This window comes from Pseudomonas sp. AM8, from assembly GCF_036346475.1.
Lineage (GTDB): Bacteria > Pseudomonadota > Gammaproteobacteria > Pseudomonadales > Pseudomonadaceae > Aquipseudomonas > Aquipseudomonas marginalis.
In genome coordinates this window covers 272,164-287,643 of record NZ_JAOTNX010000012.1, presented here as the reverse complement: position 1 = coordinate 287,643, position 15,480 = coordinate 272,164, and the positions used below count along the sequence as shown (strand labels likewise).

14 protein-coding genes are annotated in these 15,480 nt (G+C 63.3%); 7 read left to right on the top strand and 7 right to left on the bottom strand.

Annotation, left to right across the window (positions count from 1 at the left end; genetic code table 11):
- Positions 1-11 precede the first annotated feature (11 nt).
- The 3 genes from fabF (at position 12) to V3W40_RS26415 (ending at position 3,782) form a co-directional block, all read left to right on the top strand.
- Positions 12-1,280: a beta-ketoacyl-ACP synthase II gene (fabF, locus tag V3W40_RS26425; protein ID WP_330215932.1), complete on the top strand. Its 1,269-nt coding sequence runs from the start codon at positions 12-14 to the stop codon at positions 1,278-1,280.
- 71 nt (positions 1,281-1,351) lie between these two features.
- A complete protein-coding gene (locus V3W40_RS26420) occupies positions 1,352-1,732 on the top strand; it encodes a RidA family protein (RefSeq protein ID WP_027605818.1) in 381 nt (126 codons plus the stop codon).
- A 70-nt stretch (positions 1,733-1,802) separates the two neighbouring features.
- Entirely contained in the window at positions 1,803-3,782 is a 1,980-nt protein-coding gene (locus V3W40_RS26415) for a peptidase U32 family protein (RefSeq protein WP_330215931.1), read from the top strand.
- On the opposite strand, the gene V3W40_RS26410 is transcribed toward V3W40_RS26415, so the two are convergent.
- Complete coding sequence (locus tag V3W40_RS26410) at positions 3,760-4,662, bottom strand: DMT family transporter (protein WP_330215930.1); 903 nt, start codon at positions 4,660-4,662, stop codon at positions 3,760-3,762. The two genes, V3W40_RS26415 and V3W40_RS26410, sit on opposite strands and share 23 nt — an antisense overlap.
- Before the next feature lie 109 nt (positions 4,663-4,771).
- On the opposite strand from V3W40_RS26410, the gene V3W40_RS26405 reads away from it, so the two are divergent.
- Positions 4,772-5,215 (top strand): Lrp/AsnC family transcriptional regulator, encoded by a 444-nt coding sequence (locus V3W40_RS26405; protein WP_027605815.1) that lies wholly within the window; start codon positions 4,772-4,774, stop codon positions 5,213-5,215.
- 312 nt (positions 5,216-5,527) lie between these two features.
- On the opposite strand, the gene xylB is transcribed toward V3W40_RS26405, so the two are convergent.
- The 6 genes from xylB to V3W40_RS26375 form a co-directional block, all read right to left on the bottom strand.
- Positions 5,528-6,988, bottom strand: coding sequence for a xylulokinase (gene xylB, locus V3W40_RS26400; protein ID WP_330215929.1), 1,461 nt, complete (start codon positions 6,986-6,988; stop codon positions 5,528-5,530).
- A 16-nt stretch (positions 6,989-7,004) separates the two neighbouring features.
- Complete coding sequence (locus V3W40_RS26395) at positions 7,005-7,997, bottom strand: LacI family DNA-binding transcriptional regulator (RefSeq protein ID WP_330215928.1); 993 nt, start codon at positions 7,995-7,997, stop codon at positions 7,005-7,007.
- A gap of 21 nt (positions 7,998-8,018) precedes the next feature.
- Entirely contained in the window at positions 8,019-8,951 is a 933-nt protein-coding gene (locus V3W40_RS26390; RefSeq protein ID WP_330215927.1) for an ABC transporter substrate-binding protein, read from the bottom strand.
- Positions 8,952-8,985: 34 nt separating this feature from the next.
- Positions 8,986-9,963, bottom strand: a complete 978-nt coding sequence (locus V3W40_RS26385; RefSeq protein ID WP_027605811.1) for an ABC transporter permease subunit — start codon at positions 9,961-9,963, stop codon at positions 8,986-8,988.
- Entirely contained in the window at positions 9,956-11,488 is a 1,533-nt protein-coding gene (locus V3W40_RS26380) for a sugar ABC transporter ATP-binding protein (RefSeq protein ID WP_137211932.1), read from the bottom strand. The genes V3W40_RS26385 and V3W40_RS26380 overlap by 8 nt, the downstream gene beginning before the upstream one ends.
- Positions 11,489-11,699: 211 nt before the next feature.
- On the bottom strand, positions 11,700-12,773 hold the full coding sequence (locus tag V3W40_RS26375) for an NAD(P)-dependent alcohol dehydrogenase (protein ID WP_145338115.1): 1,074 nt from the start codon (positions 12,771-12,773) through the stop codon (positions 11,700-11,702).
- Between the two features lie 220 nt (positions 12,774-12,993).
- Here V3W40_RS26375 and V3W40_RS26370 point away from each other — a divergent pair, with 220 nt between their 5' ends.
- From V3W40_RS26370 to V3W40_RS26360, 3 genes are all read left to right on the top strand, one after another.
- Positions 12,994-13,554 (top strand): GNAT family N-acetyltransferase, encoded by a 561-nt coding sequence (locus V3W40_RS26370; protein WP_330215926.1) that lies wholly within the window; start codon positions 12,994-12,996, stop codon positions 13,552-13,554.
- Positions 13,555-13,757: 203 nt separating this feature from the next.
- Positions 13,758-15,107: a sensor histidine kinase gene (locus V3W40_RS26365; RefSeq protein ID WP_330215948.1), complete on the top strand. Its 1,350-nt coding sequence runs from the start codon at positions 13,758-13,760 to the stop codon at positions 15,105-15,107.
- A complete protein-coding gene (locus V3W40_RS26360; protein ID WP_330215925.1) occupies positions 15,092-15,478 on the top strand; it encodes a response regulator in 387 nt (128 codons plus the stop codon). Before V3W40_RS26365 ends, V3W40_RS26360 begins: the two co-directional genes overlap by 16 nt.
- Positions 15,479-15,480: the final 2 nt, after the last annotated feature.

Below are 15,480 nucleotides of genomic sequence, written 5' to 3'. Positions count from 1 at the left end.
GTCGATTGATCATGAGTAAACGTATCGTTGTGACAGGCATGGGTGCGCTGACACCGTTGGGCGCTGACGTGGAGTCAACCTGGAAACGCCTGTTGAACGGGCAGTCGGGCATTCGTCGCCTGCCTGAAGAACTGATCGGCGACCTGGCTATCAGCATCGGCGGCCAAGTGCAGAGCGTGCTGCAGGACCCTGAAGCCGGGTTCGATCCTGATCGCCTGCTGGCCGCAAAAGAGCAGCGCAAGATGGACCGTTTTATCCTGTTCGCACTGGCTGCGGCCGACGAAGCCCTGAAGCAGGCCGGCTGGGCACCGAACACCGTGGAGCAGCAGGAACGCACCGCCACCATCATCGCCTCGGGCGTCGGCGGTTTTCCGGCCATCGCCGAGGCGGTACGTACCACCGACAGCAAGGGGCCGCGACGCTTGTCGCCGTTCACCATTCCATCGTTCCTGAGCAACATGGCCGCCGGGCATGTGTCGATCAACTATGGCTTGAAAGGCCCGCTGGGAGCGCCGGTCACGGCCTGTGCGGCGGGGGTGCAGGCGATTGGCGACGCTGCGCGGATGATCCGTGCCGGTGAAGTGGACGTGGCGGTGTGCGGTGGCGCCGAAGCGGCGATCCACCGCGTCAGCCTGGGCGGCTTTGCGGCGGCGCGGGCGTTGTCCAGCGACTTCAACGACGCCCCCGAGCGCGCCTCGCGCCCGTTCGATCAGGCGCGTGACGGCTTTGTCATGGGCGAAGGCGCCGGCATCCTGGTCATCGAGGAACTGCAACACGCCCTGGCACGCGGTGCCCAGCCGATTGCCGAGCTGGTGGGCTATGGCACCAGTGCCGATGCCTACCACATGACCGCCGGCCCGGAAGACGGCGACGGTGCACGCCGGGCGATGACGCAGGCGTTGCGTCAGGCCGGGATCGAGGCGTCCGCGGTGCAGTACCTGAATGCCCACGCCACCTCGACGCCGGTGGGCGACAAGGGCGAATTGGCAGCCATCAGGACCGTATTCGGTGTCGGTGGCCACCTGGCGATCAGCTCGACCAAGTCCGCCACCGGCCATTTGCTGGGCGCCGCGGGCGGCATCGAGGCGATCTTCACCGTACTTGCCCTGCGCGATCAGGTCGCACCGGTGACCCTCAACCTGGAACACCCGGATGACCTGGCCGAGGGCCTGGACATGGTGCGTGGTGACGCGCGGCCGATGGCGATTGAATACGCGCTGTCTAACGGCTTCGGGTTTGGTGGCGTGAATGCCAGCGTGTTGTTCCGCCGCTGGGTATAAGCCAGCGGTTTGCCCCTGGGATTGTTTTCGGGGACCATGGCGCCTTCCGTTATTGCCAACAAGAGGCGCCCATGGCCAACCACGACCTGTCCTACACCCCCGATCCGGATGCCGACTCGATTTCTTCCGACGTTGTCGGTTTCAACGGCATCCTGGTCTCCACCCAGATCCCGACCCGCGCCGACGGCAGCCTGGAACTGGGTGACATCACCCTGCAAAGCGAATGCACCCTGCAAGCACTGAAAGTGGCCCTGGAAAAAGCCGGCAGCTCCATGGACCGGGTCATGCACCTAACCATTTATCTGACCGATATGGCCGACCGCGCCGCCTTCAATGAGGTCTACAAACGCTTCTTTGCCAAGCCCTGGCCCGTGCGCGCGGCGGTTGGCGTGGCTGCACTGGCGGTAGACGGCATGCGCGTGGAAGTCACCGCGATGGCCGCTCAAGCCTGAAGTAATGCCGGTCAGGCATTTCACAGCTACAATGCGCGCCTCAACCGTGACAAGCCTGACTAAAAAAACTATGTCCTTGCCCAAGCATCACCTGGAATTGCTCAGCCCTGCCCGCGATGTCGCCATCGCGCGCGAGGCCATCCTGCATGGCGCCGACGCCATCTACATTGGCGGCCCAAGCTTCGGCGCGCGCCATAACGCGTGCAACGAGGTGAGCGATATCGCCCAACTGGTGGAATTCGCCCGTCGTTACCACGCCCGCGTGTTCACGACTATCAACACCATCCTGCATGACAACGAACTCGAAGCCGCGCGCAAGCTGATCCATCAGCTCTACGACGCAGGTGTCGACGCGCTGATCGTGCAGGACCTGGGCGTGATGGAGCTGGATATCCCGCCCATCGAGCTGCACGCCAGTACCCAGACCGACATCCGCACCCTGGGCCGCGCCAAGTTCCTCGACCAGGCCGGGTTCTCGCAGTTGGTGTTGGCCCGCGAGCTGAACCTGCAGGAAATCCGCGCCATCGCCGACGAGACCGATGCCGCCATCGAGTTCTTTATCCACGGCGCCCTGTGCGTGGCGTTCTCCGGGCAGTGCAATATCTCCCACGCGCAAAATGGCCGCAGCGCCAACCGTGGCGACTGCTCCCAGGCGTGCCGCCTGCCGTATACCTTGAAAGACGACCAGGGCCGCGTCGTGGCCTTTGAAAAGCACCTGCTGTCGATGAAAGACAACAACCAGAGCGCCAACCTGCGCGCGCTGGTGGAAGCCGGCGTGCGTTCGTTCAAGATCGAAGGCCGCTACAAGGACATGGGCTATGTGAAGAACATCACCGCCTATTACCGCCAGCGCCTCGACGAAATCCTCGAAGACCGTCCGGACCTGGCCCGCGCGTCCAGCGGCCGTACCGCGCATTTCTTCCTGCCCGACCCGGAGAAAACCTTCCACCGTGGCAGCACCGACTACTTTGTCAGCGACCGCAAGATCGACATCGGCGCCTTCGACACCCCGACCTTCACCGGTTTGCCGGTGGGTATGGTGGAAAAAGCCGGCAAGCGTGACCTGCAAGTGATCACCCATGAGCCGCTGTCCAACGGCGACGGCCTCAATGTGCTGGTCAAGCGCGAAGTGGTGGGTTTCCGCGCCAACATCGCCGAGCCCAAGGGCGAGTTCGAGGAAGACGGTGAGAAGCGCTACCGCTACCGCGTCGAGCCGAATGAAATGCCGGCCGGCCTGCATCTGTTGCGCCCGAACCACCCGCTGAACCGCAACCTCGACCACAACTGGCAGCAGGCGTTGCTCAAGACCTCGGCCGAACGCCGTATCGGCCTGTCATGGGTCGCGCGTTTGCGTGAAGAGCAGTTGGACGTCACCGCGACCAGCGAAGAAGGCATCTGCGCCAGCGTCACCCTGCCCGGCCCGTTCGGCGTGGCCAACAAGCCGGAACAGGCGCTGGACACCCTGCGCGACCTGCTTGGCCAACTCGGTACCACCGAGTATCACGCCACCCGTATCGAACTGGATGCACCGCAGGCGCTCTTCATTCCCAACTCGCAGCTCAAGGCATTGCGCCGCGAAGTGATCGAAGCGTTGACCGCCGCCCGTGTTGCCGCCCACCCCCGTGGCGGGCGCAAGGCCGAGACCACGCCGCCGCCGGTGTACCCGGAAGCGCACCTGTCGTTCCTGGCCAATGTCTACAACCAGAAAGCCCGCGACTTCTACCACCGTCACGGGGTGAAGCTGATCGACGCAGCCTTTGAAGCCCATGAAGAGAAAGGCGAAGTGCCGGTGATGATCACCAAGCACTGCCTGCGTTTCTCCTTCAACCTGTGCCCTAAACAAGCCAAGGGTGTGACAGGGGTGAAGACCAAGGTCGCGCCGATGCAGTTGATTCATGGCGACGAAGTGCTGACGTTGAAGTTCGACTGCAAACCCTGCGAAATGCACGTGGTGGGCAAGATCAAGGGGCATATCCTTGGGTTGCCACAGCCGGGCAGTGTGGTGGAGCATTTCAACCCGGAAAATATCATCTTTCAGGGCACGCACTGACCCTGTGGGAGCGGGGCCACCACCAGCCCCGCTGCAACCCCGCCGCCGCCAGCAGGATCGCCGCCACACCCAGCCATTGCAGCCAACCCAGGCGATGCCCGAAGGCAATCCAATCGACGAAGATCGCCGCAATCGGGTAGATAAACGACAGTGCGCCGGTGATGGCGGTGGGCAGTTTCTGGATCGCGCCATACAGCAACACGTACATCAAGCCGGTGTGCACCACGCCGAGCGTGACCAATGCCGCCCAGGCGTTGGTGGTGGCAGGCAAGCTGTTCCAAGGCACCAAGGGCGCCAGTAACACTGCGCCGGTGGTCACCTGGATCAACGCCATCAAATGCGGTGGTACGTCCTTCAAACGCTTGATGATCAGTGCGGCAATCGCGTACAGCAATGCCGCGCCCAGTGCCAGGGCAATGCCTGCAAGGTAATCGTCGCCGGTTGGCTGATCGCCATGGGCCGTGACAATCGCCAGCATTCCCAGGAACGCCAGGCTCAGCCACGCCAGTTTCTGCACGGTGATCTTTTCCCCGAGGAGCAGCGCCGCCAGCATCACCAACATGAACGGCTGCACGTTGTACACCGCCGTACTGATGGCGATCGACGCACGGGAATAGGATTCGAACAGCAGCAACCAGTTGCCGACGATCGCTACGCCACTGAGCATTGCCAGGCCGGACGTGGCCCAACTGAGCAGGTCCAGGCGAAGGTAGCCGAGCAACGCGCACACCAGCAACAGGGTCAGGCCGCCGATCACGCAGCGCCAGAACACCACTTCGAGCACCGACACGCCGGACACCAGCACAAACCAGCCGATGGTGCCCGAGATCAGCATGGCGGCGATCATTTCCCACGAACCGCGACGGAGGGATGAACCCATGATTGATGCTCCTCAAGTGAGGCTCAATTATGGCAATCTGCTTGTGCGCGGCTCCAGTGACTAAAAAAGGCAAAATCCCGCAATCACCTTTTCTTATTAGGCGAACACCATGATTGACACGATCGACCAGCAACTGATCGCCGCTTTGATGGATGACTCGCGGTTATCCCTCAAGGCCCTGGCGGGCATCACCGGGCTGTCCTCGCCCAGTGTGGGCGAACGCCTGCGCCGCCTGGAAGAACGCGGCGTGCTGACCCACTACACCGTCGACATCGACCCCAGGCACTTCGGCTACCTGCTGCAAGCCATCGTGCGCATCCGCCCCCTGCCCGGCAAATTGCAGGAGGTGGAGCGGCAGATCCAGGCGATCCCGGAGTTCACCGAATGCGACAAGGTCACCGGCGAAGACTGCTTTATCGCACGCCTGCACGTGCGCACCATGGACCATCTCGACAGCCTGCTGGATCGGATCAATGCCTATGCCGAAACCAACACCGCCATCGTCAAGAAAACCCCGGTGAAGCGACGTTTGCCGCCGCTGACCAACGACTGAACCGTAACACACCGATTCCTGTGGAAAGTGGGCCTGGTGTGGTGAGCAGGCTTCCTGTGGCAGGCGGGCTTGTTGTGGTGAGGTGGCAAGCAGGCTTGTTGTGGTGAGCGGGCTTGCCCCGCGCTGGGGCGCGAAGCGGCCCCTAAACCTGACTACTCACTATGCCTGGATAAACGCGGTGCCTTTATTGGGGCTGCTTCGCAGCCCAGCGCGGGGCAAGCCCGCTCACCACAACAAGCTCACTCACCACAGCAAGCCCGTTCCCCACACAACAGGCCCGCTCACCATAACGGGCCCGCTCGCCACAGGAGCCTAGTCGTGAAGGGCCTTGGCGGCGGGCAGCAAACTTTGAAACTTGCGATAACGCGCCGCCAACACCGGCTGCTGCGTCAGGTCAGGTGTGTACCGGGCTTTGACCGGCATCCCCGCCGCGAGCAGCTCCGCCCCCTGCCCCATCGCCACAAACCCGAGCTTTGCCGCGCCAATACACGCGCTCAATTCACTGCCCTGCAAGGTGAAGATTTCCCGCTGCAGGATATTCGCCAGCAGCTGCGCCCAGTACTCACTGCGCGCACCGCCACCCACCAGGGCGCAGGCTCCCACGTCGGCGCCGGTCGATTGCACCGCGCGCAACGCATCGAGCAAACCGAAACCCACCCCTTCCATCACCGCGTAACCGAGCATCGCCGGTGTGCAGTCGTGGCCCAGGTTCATGAAGCCGCCGCGCAGCAAAGGATCGTTGTGGGGTGTGCGTTCGCCGGCCAGGTACGGCAGGAACAACGGCGTCTCCAAAGGCACGTGCTGCTCAATCGGCAATTGTGCCTGCACCTGCTCCAGCAACGTTTGCTCATCGGCCATACCCGTCAGCCGTGTGACCCAGCGCAGGCAACTGGCGCCGGCGAGCATGGCGCCCATGGTGTACCAGCGGTTGGGCAGCGCGTGGCAGAAGCTGTGCACTGCACTGGCCGGGTTGCCTGCAGCGTGATCGGTGATCGCAACAATGGCCGCGCTGGTGCCAAGGGTAATAAAGCCATCACCGGCATTGACCGCGCCGATGCCGACCGCCGCCACAGGGTTGTCACCGCCACCGCCGGCAATCACCACCTCAGCTGACAGGCCCAGTCCCGTGGCCGTCAACAACGCGCTCGCCGCACCACCCTCCACCAGCCTGGGCAATTGCCCGGGCGTAAGGCCTGTAGCGCGAACCATCGGGGTAAACCATGCCCGCCGCGCCACATCCAGCCACAACGTACCCGCCGCGTCGGACATCTCGCTGATGCGCTCGCCACTCAAACGCAAGCGCAGGTAATCCTTCGGCGACAGCACGCAATCAATCGCCTGGAACACCTCGGGCTCATGCCGTTGCAGCCACAGCAGTTTCGGCGCGGTCAGCCCGGCCATGGGCAGGCTGCCGGTGACGTCGGCGAAGCCGGGCCCCAGCTGTTCGGCTTCGGCCATTGCACGGGAGTCGTCCCACAGGATCGCCGAGTACAACACGCGGTTGTCCGCCCCCAGCAACACCGCGCCGTGCATCTGCCCCGACAGGCCGATACAGGCCACGCGGGTAAACGCCTCGTGTCCGCGCAGTTGCGCCAACGCCTGCAAGCAGGCTTGCCACCAATCTTCCGGCGCCTGTTCAGACCAGCCGCTGTGCCGGCGCGACACGCTCAAGCGCACGCCGGCATGGGCCAGCACCGCGCCCGTGGCGTCCATGAGGATGGCTTTGAGTTCCGACGTGCCCAGGTCAATGCCCAGGGAAACAGGACTGTTCATGCGTGTGTTATTCCCATCAATGACAGCCACAGGAGTTACGTAACTGCAGGGTCGGTGCCAGGCGCACGCTCTGGGGCGCTGCGTCAGGCGACGCCATGCGTTGCAGCAACAGGTCGACCGCGCGGGCGCCAAGGGCCTTGACCGGCTGTGCGATCAGGCTCAAGCGCGGCACGAAAAAATCCGCCCAGTCAAAATCATCAAACCCCACCAGGGCCATTTGTCTCGGCACTTCAAGCTGCGCGTCACGCAAGGCGTGCATCGCGCCGAGGGTCATCAGGTTATTGCCGGCCATGATCGCCGTGGGTGGCGAAGCCAGGCCCAGCAACTGCGCCGTGACCTGGCGCGCCGGTTCGGTGTTGGAGCCACCGTTGACCAGCAACTGCGGATCGAAGGCCAGCCCCGCCGCGTGCAACGCCGCGCAGTAACCCGCCACCCGCTCATCCGTAGTACTGAAACCCGTGCGCCCGGCGATAAAACCGATGCGGCGGTGCCCGTGCCCGATCAGGTGTTCAATCAGGGCCTGGGTGGCCTGGGCATTCTCCACCCCGACCTGGTCAAACTGCTCGCTCATCATGCGGTCCACCAGCACCGCCGGAATCTCGTTGGCGCGCATGTATTCCAGGGCCATCGAGCCGTTCGACGGCGCCAGCACAATACCGTCGACCCGCCGGTGATGCAGCGCCGTGACGACCCGCAGCTCCTGCTCCGGGTCGTCGTGGGTGTCGACAAACAGCATCATGTAGCCGTGCTTGGCGCACTCGGTTTCAATCGCGTGCACCGTCTCGCTGAAGTAATGGTTGGACAGCGCCGAGATCGCCACGCCAATCGTGTTGGTACTCGACCGCGCCAGCGAGCGTGCCAGGGTGTTGGGGATATACCCCAGCGCCTGGATCGCCCGCTGCACCGCCAGCACCGTGGCCGGGCTGACCTTGCGGGTGCCGTTCAACACGTGTGACACGGTCGACGTCGACACCCCCGCCCTGCTTGCCACGTCATCCATGGTCACCACGACGCTGTTCCTCTCACGCTATCAATGTTTACTCGACCAGCCGCTGTACGTACCGACGTTGTCGCGGGTGATCAGTTTTGGCGTGAGCAGGGTCACCGCTTCGGCCGGGGCCTTGTCGTTGAGCAGGTCATTGCCGACATTCACCGCCGTCTGCGCCATGGCCCACGGGTCCTGGCTGGCTGACGCCTGAATCTGGGTATCGGTCTTCAGCGCGTTCTCGATATCCGGCGCGCCATCCACCGAGGTAATGATAATGCCGCTGCGCTTGAGCTGCTTGGCCGCCAGGTCGCTGCCGATGGCTTGCGGGTCGTTGATCGCAAACAGGCCGTCGATTTTCGGGAAGCGCGTGAGGTAGCCCTGCATCACGTTCAGGCCGCCTTCGCGGGAGCCTTTGCCGTCCTGGTCGTCGGACAGCACCTTGATGTCCGGCGCGCCGGCCAATGCGGCTTTACAGCCTTTGACGCGGTCGGTCACGGCGGTGACTTGCGGGCCGTTCTGGATAATCACGTTGCCCTTGCCGGCAAGCTTGTCCACCAGGTATTGGCAGGCCAGCTTGCCGGCTTCGACGTTGTCGGTCTGCACGGTGGCATTCACGCCCTTGGCGTCCACATCCACCGCCACCACGACGATGCCGGCATCCCGGGCTTTCTTGATCGCCGAGGCCATGGCCGAAGGGTCGACGGCGTTGATCAGAATCAGGTCGACCTTGGACGAGATAAAGTTGTCGATCTGCGAGAACTGCTTGCTCAAGTCATAGTCGGCCGACACCGAGGTGACCTTGACGTTGGGGTTCAGCTCTTTGGCCCGGGCCGTGGCGCCATCGGCCAGGGTCACGAAATACGGGTTGCCGAGCGAGCCCATGCTGATGCCCAGGGCCTTGAGTTCGCGGGCCTCTACGGCTTGGGACATCAGGGCAGCCAAGGCGACGACGGGAAAGATGCGTTTAAGGTTCATGCGGGTCTCTCTTGTGATTGTTATGGGAGTGAAATCAGGTCCGCGCACCGGACTGGCGATAGCGATCCAGCGCGACCGCGCCGATGATCACAATGCCCTTGATGATGTATTGCCAGATGTCCGACACCCCCAGCAGCACCAGGCCGTTGGTGAGCACCGCGATAATCAGCGCGCCGATCAGCGTGCCGCCGATGGTGCCGACGCCGCCGGTAAAACTGGTACCGCCGAGGATCACCGCGGCAATCGCATCCAGCTCGTAGGATTGCCCCAGTTGCAGGCCGTTGGCGGCGAACAGGCGCGAGGCGCTCATCACCGCACCCAGACCGGCCAAGGCGCCGGACATGGCGTAGACGAACAGCAGCACCTTCCACACCTTGATCCCGGAGAGTCGCGCCGCTTCGGGGTTGCCGCCCACCGAATAGATCTGTACGCCCATCACCGTGCGGCGCAGGATGAACCACGACAGCGCCACCACCGCCACGGCGATCACCACCAGCCAGGGCACGCCGAGGATCGAGTCGTTGCCGATAAAGGCAAACGGCAGGTCGGGGTTGAACACGGTCTTGTCATCCGCCAGCAGACGCGCCAGGCCGCGCATGGCGGTGAGTGCGCCAAGGGTGACGATAAACGGCGGCAGGCGCATGAAGGCAATCAACCCACCGTTGACCAGGCCCAGCAGCAGGCCGAAGCCGATACCGGCCGCAATCCCGAACATGCCGAACTGCGGCGACATCGACGCCTGCAGCGCCACCACGGCCGACGCCGCCAGGATCGCGCCCACCGACAGGTCGATCCCCGCCGTGAGGATCACAAAGGTCATGCCCGCCGCCAGCACCACGTTGACCGAGGCCTGCTGGGTGATGATCGACAGGTTTTGCATGGTCAGGAAGTTCTCGCTGGCCAGGGCGAAGCCCACCAGCAACAAAATCAGCACCGGCAACATACCGACCGTGCGCATCAGTTCGCGGGCACGTTCGGCCTTGCCTGTTGTTGCAATCATCGAATCAGCCATGGGCAACCACCTGATCGCCACCAGTGGCGAGGTCAATAATACGTTCCTGGGAGATGACGTGACCGGAGGCCCCGCCGACTTCGGCCACCAACTGGCCTTCGCGCATGATCAGCACCCGGTCGCAGGTACCGATGATTTCCGGCAGCTCGCTGGAGATCACCACGATGCCCACGCCGGCCTGCGCCAGTTGATTGATGATGCGGTAGATCTCGGATTTGGAGCCGATGTCCACGCCGCGTGTGGGTTCGTCGAGGATCAGCACGTGCGGCTTGACCTCCAGCAGCCGCGCCAGCAAGACCTTCTGCTGGTTGCCGCCGGACAGCGTGCCGACATTGACCTTGCCCGACGCCACGCGAATCGACAGCGACTTGATCGCGTCATTCGAGCGTTGCGCGGCGTGAGCCCGGTCAAGTACGCCACCGGCACGGGCATCCGGCACACAGGCGCAGACGTTGATGTTGTCGGCCACGCTCATGTCCAGGAACAGGCCCTGGGCCTTGCGGTCTTCGGTGAGGTACACCACGCCGGCACGAATCGCATCCGCCGGGTTGCGCAGTTGGGTCACGGTCTTGCCCACCACTTCCAGGGTGCCGCTGGTGCGCGGATCGGCGGCGAAGATCAGCCGCGCCAACTCGGTGCGCCCTGCCCCGACCAGCCCCGCGATACCCAGCACTTCACCGGCATGCAGGTCGAAACTGCAATTACGCACGCGCTTGCCATCGGCCATGTCACGCACACGCATCACCACCGCACCGGGGTCGTAGGCGGCGTGTTCCTTCTTGTAGAAACCGGACAGATCGCGGCCCACCATCATCTTCACGAGGACTTCGGCCGACAGCGCGTCGCGGCTCAGTTCGCCGATGTATTGGCCGTCGCGCAGCACCGAGACACGGTCCGACAGTTCATAGATCTCGGCCATGCGATGACTGATGTAGATGATCGCCAGGCCCTGGCTGCGCAATTGCTTGATCAGCGCAAACAGGCGGTCGGTCTCGCGCGACGACAGCGGCGTGGTCGGTTCGTCCATCACCAGGATCCTGGCATGGGCGTGCAAGGCCCGGGCGATTTCCACCAGCTGACGCTCGGCAATCGACAGGCTGCTGACCTTAGTGGCCGGGGTGAATTCGGCGCCCAGACGCTGCAGCACTTCGACGCAACCGGCTTGCATGCCCTTGCGGTCGATGGTCCAGCCACGGCGCAGTTCGCGGCCCAGGTAGATGTTCTCGGCCACGCTCAGGTTCGGGCACAGGCTCAATTCCTGGTAGATCACGGCGATGCCGAGGGCTTTGGCGGTGGCGGGGGTAAAGGTGGCGACGGCCTGGCCGGCCATGCGGATTTCACCGCCGGGATCGGCCTGGTAAGCGCCGGAGAGGATTTTCATCAGGGTCGATTTGCCGGCGCCGTTCTCCCCCATCAAGGCGTGGATTTCGCCGGGGTAGACCTTCAGGCCGACATTCTTGAGCACGCGCAAACCGTTGAAGGTTTTGCTGATGCCCTGCATCTCGAGCAAGGGTTCAAGGCTCATCAATGAGCTCCTGGTTTTATTATTTTTGTCGTTCAGCCCCCTTTGATCAGAGCCGATTGCCACCGACTCTAATCAGATACATTTACTTACGCAAGCGCTTGCGCAGCCCGTTTGTCGCTAGAAGAAACGTTTCACCAAGCGCATAAAGTGCAATTTTTGCATTTTTAACGTTTTGGCAGCCTGCGCACCAGGGTGTTCTGCGCGCAGGCTTTCAAGGCGTAATCGCGACTTTCATCACCCCATCGCGCTGATGGGCAAACAGTTCGTAGGCCGCCTCGATGTCGTCGAGCTTGAAGCGGTGGGTCACCAGCGGCGACAGGTCCACCCCGCCGCTGGCGACCACCGCCATCAAGCGACGCATGCGTTCCTTGCCGCCGGGGCACAGGGTCGAGACGATGCTGTAATCCCCCAGGCCTGCGCCAAACGCGTCATAGGGGATGCGCAGGTCGCTGGAGTACACCCCAAGGCTGGACAAGCGGCCACCGGGACGCAGCACGCGCAAGGCCGATTCGAAGGTGCCTTGGGTGCCCAACGCCTCGATCGCCACATCCACGCCACGCCCGTCGGTCAGGGCCATGATCTGCTCGACCACGTTGCCTTGCTTGAAGTCGACGATATGGGTCGCGCCCAGGCCACGGGCGACGCCCATGCGTTCGCTGACGCCATCGACCCCAATGATCATCGACGCACCTTTGAGCCGTGCCCCCGCCACCGCGCACAAGCCGATCGGCCCGAGGGCAAACACCGCCACCGTGTCGCCAATGTTGACCTCACCACGCTCGGCACCGGAAAAGCCGGTGGACATGATGTCCGGGCACATCAGCACCTGCTCGTCACTCAGGCCATCGGGGATCGGGCACAAGTTGGCCAGCGCATCGGGCACCAGGACGTATTCGGCCTGGCAGCCGTCGAGGGTGTTGCCGAATTTCCAGCCGCCGGCGGCACGGAAACCATGGCGGGTGTCGGGGCCGTCCTGGGCGCCGCAGCCGCACAGGCAGGCATAGCTCTGCCCGCTGGGCGTGATCGCGCCGGCGATCACCCGTTGCCCTTCGACGAAGCCGCGCACCTGGGAGCCCAGCCGCTCGATGACGCCCACCGGCTCATGGCCCACCGTCAGCCCTTTGGCCACCGGGTACTCACCGCGCAGGATATGCACGTCGGTGCCGCAGATGGTCGTGGTGGTGATCCGCACCAGGGCGTCCAGCGGGCCGACTTCGGGGATCGGTTTGTCCTCGAGGACGATGCGGTTTTTCTCAACGAAGACAGCGGCTCTCATGGTTGCCATGGTGTGACCTCCTGCTGGGCATGTGGGGTGGGACCAGACTGCGCCGCGACGGCGGGCCGAACGTTGATCATGGTCAACCCTTTGCCGCTGCGCATGACCGAACGTCGCCTGCCCTGCCCGGCAGCCAGGCATCTTGATGCAGATCAATGGCGCCCCTGCTCCCAGGGGCATGATCGAACAAGGCACCGCTGCCCGATGCTGACCGCCAGGAGCCCACACCATGCCTATCGAAGCACGTAACCAGCAGGCCGCCCTCGCCTACGCAGCACTGCCGAAACCGTACTGGATCGATCAGCTCGACGATGGCCGCCATGTACTGGTGCGCCCTCTCGGCGCCGACGACCGTGAACGGGAATACAGCTTCATCAAGGGCCTGTCCCGTGAATCGCGGCACGCGCGCTTCCTGGGCGAAATCAACGAGCCCGGCAAGACCCTGATGGACCAATTGATGGATGTCGATAACCAGCAACGCCTGGCCTTTATCGCCCTGGTGCACGACAACGGCCAGTTGATCGAAATCGGCGTGGCCCGCTATGCAGAGGCCAGGACGGATGAATGCGAATGCGCGGTCACCGTGGCCGATGCCTGGCAGCACCTGGGCCTGGGGCGCCTTTTGATGCAGCACCTGATGACGGCGGCCCGCGCCAATGGCTTCAAACGCATGTACACGGTCGACGCGGCAACCAATGCGCCGTTGCGCGAGTTGAACCAGGCCTTGGGATTCCACAGCGTCATCGACCCGGATGACAGCACCCAGGTCATCAGCAGCGTGATGCTCTAAGCCGCGCCGCCCGGTAACAGGGCGGCCCGCCGCCCTGTGTCGGCGTACACTCGTTTGAGTGTATCCATACCGTAGTGCGGGCGGTATCTGCTATTGTCCGGGGACCTCATCTCCTCCTCATCGCGTCCACGCGATTTTCTGTGAGCATGCTCTGCGGCCCTGTCATCGACACGGCCGGGCCGATCTGCCTGGAAAACACCGCCATGGACAAACCCGTCACTGGACCACCGCTTGAAGCCCAATCACGGGCTGAAAAAATCGTCGAATTCAAACGCCAGAAAAACCTGCTGAAAACCGGTGCCCTGCAAGACGCAATCTTCAACAGCGCCTACTTCTCCAGCATCGCCACCGATGAAAAGGGCGTGATCCAGATCTTCAATGTCGGCGCCGAACGCATGCTCGGCTATGCCGCCGACGATGTCCTCAACCGCATTACCCCCGCCGACATCTCCGACCCCGCCGAACTGATCACCCGCGCCGCCGCCCTCAGCCTGGAGCTGGACACGCCGATCACGCCGGGCTTCGAAGCGCTGGTGTTCAAGGCGTCCCGCGGCATCGAGGATATTTACGAGCTGACCTATATTCGCAAGGACGGCAGCCGCCTGTCGGCCATGGTCTCGGTGACGGCGCTGCGCAACCGGCATGACACCATCATCGGTTACCTGCTGATCGGCACCGACAACACCGCACGCAAACAGGAAGAAGCCGAGCGTAAAGGCTTTGAGCGCGCGCTGGAGGAAAAGAACCTGGAGCTGGAACATGCCAGCCATATGAAGTCCGAGTTCCTCGCCACCATGTCCCACGAATTGCGCACACCATTGAATGCGGTGATCGGTTTTTCCGAGGCGTTGAAGGACGGGCTGGTGGGCGACATGAGTGAGACCCAGCGCGAATACATCGGCGACATCTTCACCAGCGGCCAGCACCTGTTGTCGCTGATCAACGACATTCTCGACCTGTCCAAGGTCGAAGCCGGGATGATGGACCTGGAGCTGGAAGCCGTGGAGCTGGAGGGCCTGCTGTCCAACAGCCTGTTGATCGTGCGCGAAAAAGCCGCCCTGCAACGCATCCAGTTGAAGCTCGAAAGCCAGGGCGACTTCGGCACACTGGCCCTGGACCTGCGCAAGACCAAGCAGATCATCTACAACCTGCTGGCCAATGCGGTGAAATTCAGCGCCCACGGCAGTACCGTGACCCTGGCGGTGCGCCAAGTGGCCCGCGCACAGGTCGGGCGAGTGCCCGGCGATTGGCCGATGCACGGGTTTGCCCTGCAACCCAGCGCCCACCAGCAGTTCCTCGAATTGAGCGTCAGTGACACCGGCATCGGTATTGCCGAGGACGATATGGGCAAGCTGTTCAAGGCCTTCAGCCAGATCGACAGCAGCCTGGCGCGCAAATTCGAAGGCACTGGCCTGGGGTTGGCAATGGTCAAGCAACTCACTGACCTGCATGGCGGCAGTGTTGCGGTGGCCAGCCGTGAAGGCCAGGGCGCTCGGTTTGTGGTGTGGCTGCCACTCCACCGGGGCACGGAGGCTGAATGGCCCATATCCTGATCGTCGAAGACAACCAGGCCAATATGCGCCTGGCCCGGCTGCTGCTGGTCAACGCCGGCCACACGGTGGTGTGGGCCGCCGACGCCGAGAGCGGCCTGACCCTGGCCCGCGAAGCCCAACCGGCGTTGATCCTGATGGACATCCAGCTGCCTGGCATGGATGGCCTGGCCGCTACCGCGCTGCTCAAGCAGGACCCGCACACCGCCCATATCCCGGTGATTGCCCTCACCGCCATGGCCATGAAGGAAGACCGTGAAAAGACCCGGTTGGCCGGTTGCGATGCCTACATCAGTAAGCCGCTGCGCTACAAAGAGCTGTACCAGGTGATCGACACGCTGTTGCAACACACCACCCTCGCCCCCCTCAGATGAGT